The sequence below is a fragment of the Protofrankia sp. Cr1 genome, from assembly GCF_963555865.1.
In the GTDB taxonomy this organism is placed as follows: Bacteria; Actinomycetota; Actinomycetes; order Frankiales; family Frankiaceae; genus Protofrankia.
On sequence record NZ_CAUVXO010000045.1, the window covers coordinates 18,008 to 22,245 of the forward strand.

Annotated in this window: 3 protein-coding genes; all 3 read right to left on the reverse strand. The window is 70.3% G+C overall.

Annotation, left to right across the window (positions count from 1 at the left end; genetic code table 11):
* Positions 1-267: 267 nt before the first annotated feature.
* Positions 268-1,704: a UDP-N-acetylmuramate--L-alanine ligase gene (gene murC, locus U9980_RS06675; protein ID WP_416210174.1), complete on the reverse strand. Its 1,437-nt coding sequence runs from the start codon at positions 1,702-1,704 to the stop codon at positions 268-270.
* Between the two features lie 29 nt (positions 1,705-1,733).
* On the reverse strand, positions 1,734-2,864 hold the full coding sequence (gene murG / locus U9980_RS06680; protein ID WP_322752331.1) for an undecaprenyldiphospho-muramoylpentapeptide beta-N-acetylglucosaminyltransferase: 1,131 nt from the start codon (positions 2,862-2,864) through the stop codon (positions 1,734-1,736).
* Positions 2,865-2,947: 83 nt separating this feature from the next.
* On the reverse strand, positions 2,948-4,238 hold a 1,291-nt coding region (locus tag U9980_RS06685; RefSeq protein WP_322767136.1), incomplete at its 5' end, for a PLP-dependent aminotransferase family protein.

The following is a 4,238-nucleotide window of genomic DNA, read 5'->3' on the forward strand; positions in this document are numbered from 1 at the left end:
ATCACCGATCGCCGTTGGGCGGCCCCGGTGCCCACCTCTGTCCAGCATGTGGCCCGGGGCGCAGCGTTCGTCGGGTGAGGGTTTCGAGCTGGAGGCTCCAGCTCGAAACCCTCACTTCTCATCGCAGAGTACGACCGACACATCGATCCCGAGAGTAACGGCACGAACCACTCGAGCCGATGTCACGTGTTGAGAGCCCTTCTCAGGGATCACACGAAGAAACGGCCACGCGTGTAAGACAGGGCGGGTTCAGATCCGGATGCTGTCTCAGCTGGACAGGGTTGCCCGTTCGGCGAGGACGCGCAGGAGCTCCCCGCCGAGCAGAGTCACGTCGCCTGCTCCGATGGTGAGCACCAGGTCGCCCGGACGCGCGAACGCCGCGACCCGGCCCGCCGCGGCCGACCAGGACGGCTCGTAGACGACCTGTTCGGCGGGCAGCGGCACTCGGGAGGCGATCGTCGCACCGCTGACCCCCGGGAGCTCCTGTTCCCCCGCGCCGAAGACATCCATGACCACCACGGCATCCGCGAGGCCCAGTGCGGCGCCGAACTCGGCGGCGAAGGCAACCGTCCGGCTGTAGAGGTGCGGCTGGAAAGCGACCACGACCCGGCCGCCCTCGGCGACGTCACGGGCAGTCCGCAACACGGCCATGATCTTTGTCGGATGGTTGGCATAGTCGTCGACCACCCGGATGCCCTCGACGCTGCCCTTGGCCTCGAACCGGCGGCGGACGCCGGCGAACCCGGCCAGCCCCTCCAACAGGCCGGCCGCGGGCAGGCCGAGCTCCAGCCCGGCGGCCAGCGCACCGGCCGCGTTGAGCAGATTGTGCCGCCCGGGTACCCGCAGGGTCAGCTCGCCCAACCGTCTGCCGCGCACGACCACCTCGCAGGTGGAGCCGGTCGGCGAGACCATCGCGAGCTCCACCCGGACGTGGGCGTCCACCGACTCGCCATAGGTGGTGACCCGCGGTGTCCCCGAGCTGCCTTCGGAGTCCCGCAGCGCGGTGACGAGCCTGGCCGCGCCGGGGTCGTCCAGGCAGGCCACCACAAAACCGTCCGGATCGACACCGTCGACGAACCGCGCGAACGCGGTCTCGACGTTTTCACGCTGACGGTAGTAATCAAGATGATCGGCTTCGACATTGGTGACGACCGCGCCGAACGGCTCAAGCAGCAGAAATCCGCCGTCGCTCTCATCGGCCTCAGCGATGAAGATCTCGCCCGAGCCGGCGTGCGCGTTGGAGCCGGCCTCATTGATGTCGCTGCCAGTGACAAACGACGGGTCGGCGCCGCACGCCTGCATCGCGACGGTGGCCATCAGCGTGGTCGTCGTCTTCCCATGGGTACCGGCAACCGCGAGCCCCTGGAATCCCTGCATCAGCGCGGCAAGCGCGGCGGCCCGCGAAACAACACGCAGGCCACGTTTTTTCGCCTCCTCGACCTCCAGATTTCCCGCCGGAATGGCCTGGGAGAAGATCAAAGTACGGGCGTCGCCGAGATGCTGCGGATCATGACCAATCGCCACGTGGGCCCCGAGTGCCCGTAGCGCGGCCAATCGGCGGGTGTCCCGGGCGTCGCTTCCGGACACGTAGGCGCCGCGCCGCAGCAACAGCCGGGCGAGGCCGCTCATGCCGGCGCCGCCGATCCCCACGAGGTGGACACGGTCGAAGTTGTCCGGTAGCACCCGAGCTGTCACAGGTGACATCTTGCCCCATCCATCGCCTCGGACCGGGTTCAGCGAGCCGCGTGGCGTGCCGGTTGCCGCCTGCGTGTGGCCGCGGCCTCACGGATCATCGACACGATCGCGTCCACGGCGTCGGGATGTCCGCAGCCTGCGCATGCCGCCGACATCTTGGCCAGCCGTTCCGACGAGGTGAGCAGGCCCAGCAGCTCCGCACGCACCCATTCGGGCGAGAAGCCGGCATCGTCGATCAGCAGCCCGCCGCCTGCCTCCACCGTCGCCAGGGCGTTGCGCCGCTGCTCACCGTTTCCGTGCGGGAGCGGCACGTAGGCGGCGGGCAGGCCGACCGCGGCCAGCTCCGCGCAGGTCATGGCGCCGGCACGACACAGCGCCATGTCCGCCGCCGCATACGCTGACGCCATGTGGTCGAGATAGGGCCGCACGACATAGGGCGCGGGCAGGTTCGGTGGCAGCGCCGCAAGCACCGTCTCGACGTTCTTGGGCCCGGCCGCGTGCAGGACCTGCGCCCCGCTCGCAGTGATCTCCCCGGCCATCGTACTGATCACGTCGTTGATGCGTCGGGCCCCCTGCGAACCACCGAAGACCAGCAACGTCGGATAGCCCGGGTGAAGGCCGTAACTGATCCGGGCCGCCCGGGCCGCCGTCGGCGACCGGTCGAGGTTCAGGATCTCCGGGCGCAGCGGGATGCCGGTGAGCCGGCCGCCGCGCAACGGAGTACTCGGGTAGGAGACCGCCACAAAGGGTGTGAACCGGGCGCCGATCCGGTTCGCCACTCCCGGAACCGGGTTGGCCTCGTGGACGACGATCGGGATACCTGCCCGGCGCGCGGCCAGGTAGGCCGGGACGGACACGTACCCGCCGAAGCCGACGACCACGTCCGCGCGCACCCGAGCCAGCGTCGCCGACGCCTGGCTGACGGCCCCGGCGAGCCTGCCGGGCACGGTGAGCAGGGACGGCGTGGGTGTGCGCGGCAGCGGCACCTTCGGGATCGTCACCAAGTCGTAGCCACGGGCCGGCACGAGCCTCGCCTCCAGCCCGGACTCCGTCCCCAGGACGGTCAGGCGTAGCCGGGGGTCGGCGGCCCGCAGGGCGTCGGCGACGGCCAGCGCAGGTTCTACATGGCCCGCCGTGCCACCGCCGGCGAGCACCACACTCCTCAGCATCGTCCACGACGATGACACACCCCAATAGTGGATCACCCCCCGGGTACCGTCACCACCCGTGTCGGGCCCTTGTCAGGCCCTTGTCAGGCCCTCGACCCGAGGGCGGTGATCGCGGCGTCGGCCAGCCGGCGGGCGGCGAGCTCAAGGCGTTCCGGGGAACTGCCCGCAAACGACATCCGCATGGTCGCGGGGTCGGGATTGTGCACGGCGAACTGCGGGCCGGACACATAGGTCACCCCGCGGCGGACCGCGGCGTCGAGCAGGTCGTCCGCGGACAGGCCCGGCGCGACGACGCGCCCCCAGACGAACAGCCCACCAGCCGGGTCGTTGACCTCGACGACCCCGGCCAGATGTTCGCCGACGGCGGCGCGCAGGGCGCCGCACCGCCGCCCGTAGACGACCGGCAACGTCGCCAGGTGCGCGTCGTACCAGCCCGCCCGGCCCAGAAGCTCGATCAGGGCGTACTGCATCAGCGTCGAGGTGTGCAGGTCCGACCAGCGCTTCGCGCGGCCCACCGCGTCGGCGAGCGCGCTCGGCACCACCACCCATCCGACCCGGAGTCCCGGTCCGAGCGTCTTGGAGAATGACCCGATGGTGACAATACGATCACTGTAGGCTGCGATCGGTGGCACGGGATTGCCCCGAAAGCGCAGCGCCGGGTACGGCTCGTCCTCGGCCACCACGAACCCGTACCGCTCGGCCAGGTCCGCGAGTTCGCGGCGCCGGACATCGGTGAGCGTGGCGCCAGTCGGATTGTGAAAGGTCGCGACCGTGTAGACGAGCTTGGGACGCTGCCCGCCGGCCAGTCGTTCGGCGAGCGCACCGACGTCCAGACCGTCGGCGTCGACCGGGATCGCCAGGAACTCCGGCTGGTACATCTCCAGACAGTGCAGCGAGCCTGGGAAGACCGGCTCGTCGATGGCCACGAGATCGCCGGGGTCCAGCAGCGTACGGGCGATGACATCCAGGCCCTGCAGCCCACCAGTGGTCACCACGACCTGGCTCGGGTCAACCAGGCGCCCACGGTCGGCCGACGCCCGGTCTGCGATCCAGGCGCGCAGCGCGGGAAGACCTTCGGCTGCCGAGTACTGCAGCGCGGCCGTTGCCAGCTTCGAGGTCGACACCTGGCGCACAGCCTCGCCGATCTCCGCGGCGGGCAGCGTCTCGCCGGCCGGCAGCCCACCGGCGAGCGAGATGACGTCGCCGACCTCACCGAGTCGCAGTGGGTCACGCATCACCCACGTTCCGAGCTCACCCATCCGGCGGGCGAGCGGAACCGGTCCCGGCAGGATCGCCTCAACCGACTCGCTGTCGCTCATAGCCTTCCACCCCCTTTGGCCCACCACCCCACCATCAAAAACCCAGGCCTCCGGG

Bases quoted from the DNA above. Each gene is read 5' to 3' on its own strand.
- murC (WP_416210174.1), bottom strand. From the start codon at position 1,704: ATGTCACCTGTGACAGCTCGGGTGCTACCGGACAACTTCGACCGTGTC.
- murG (WP_322752331.1), bottom strand. From the start codon at position 2,864: ATGCTGAGGAGTGTGGTGCTCGCCGGCGGTGGCACGGCGGGCCATGTA.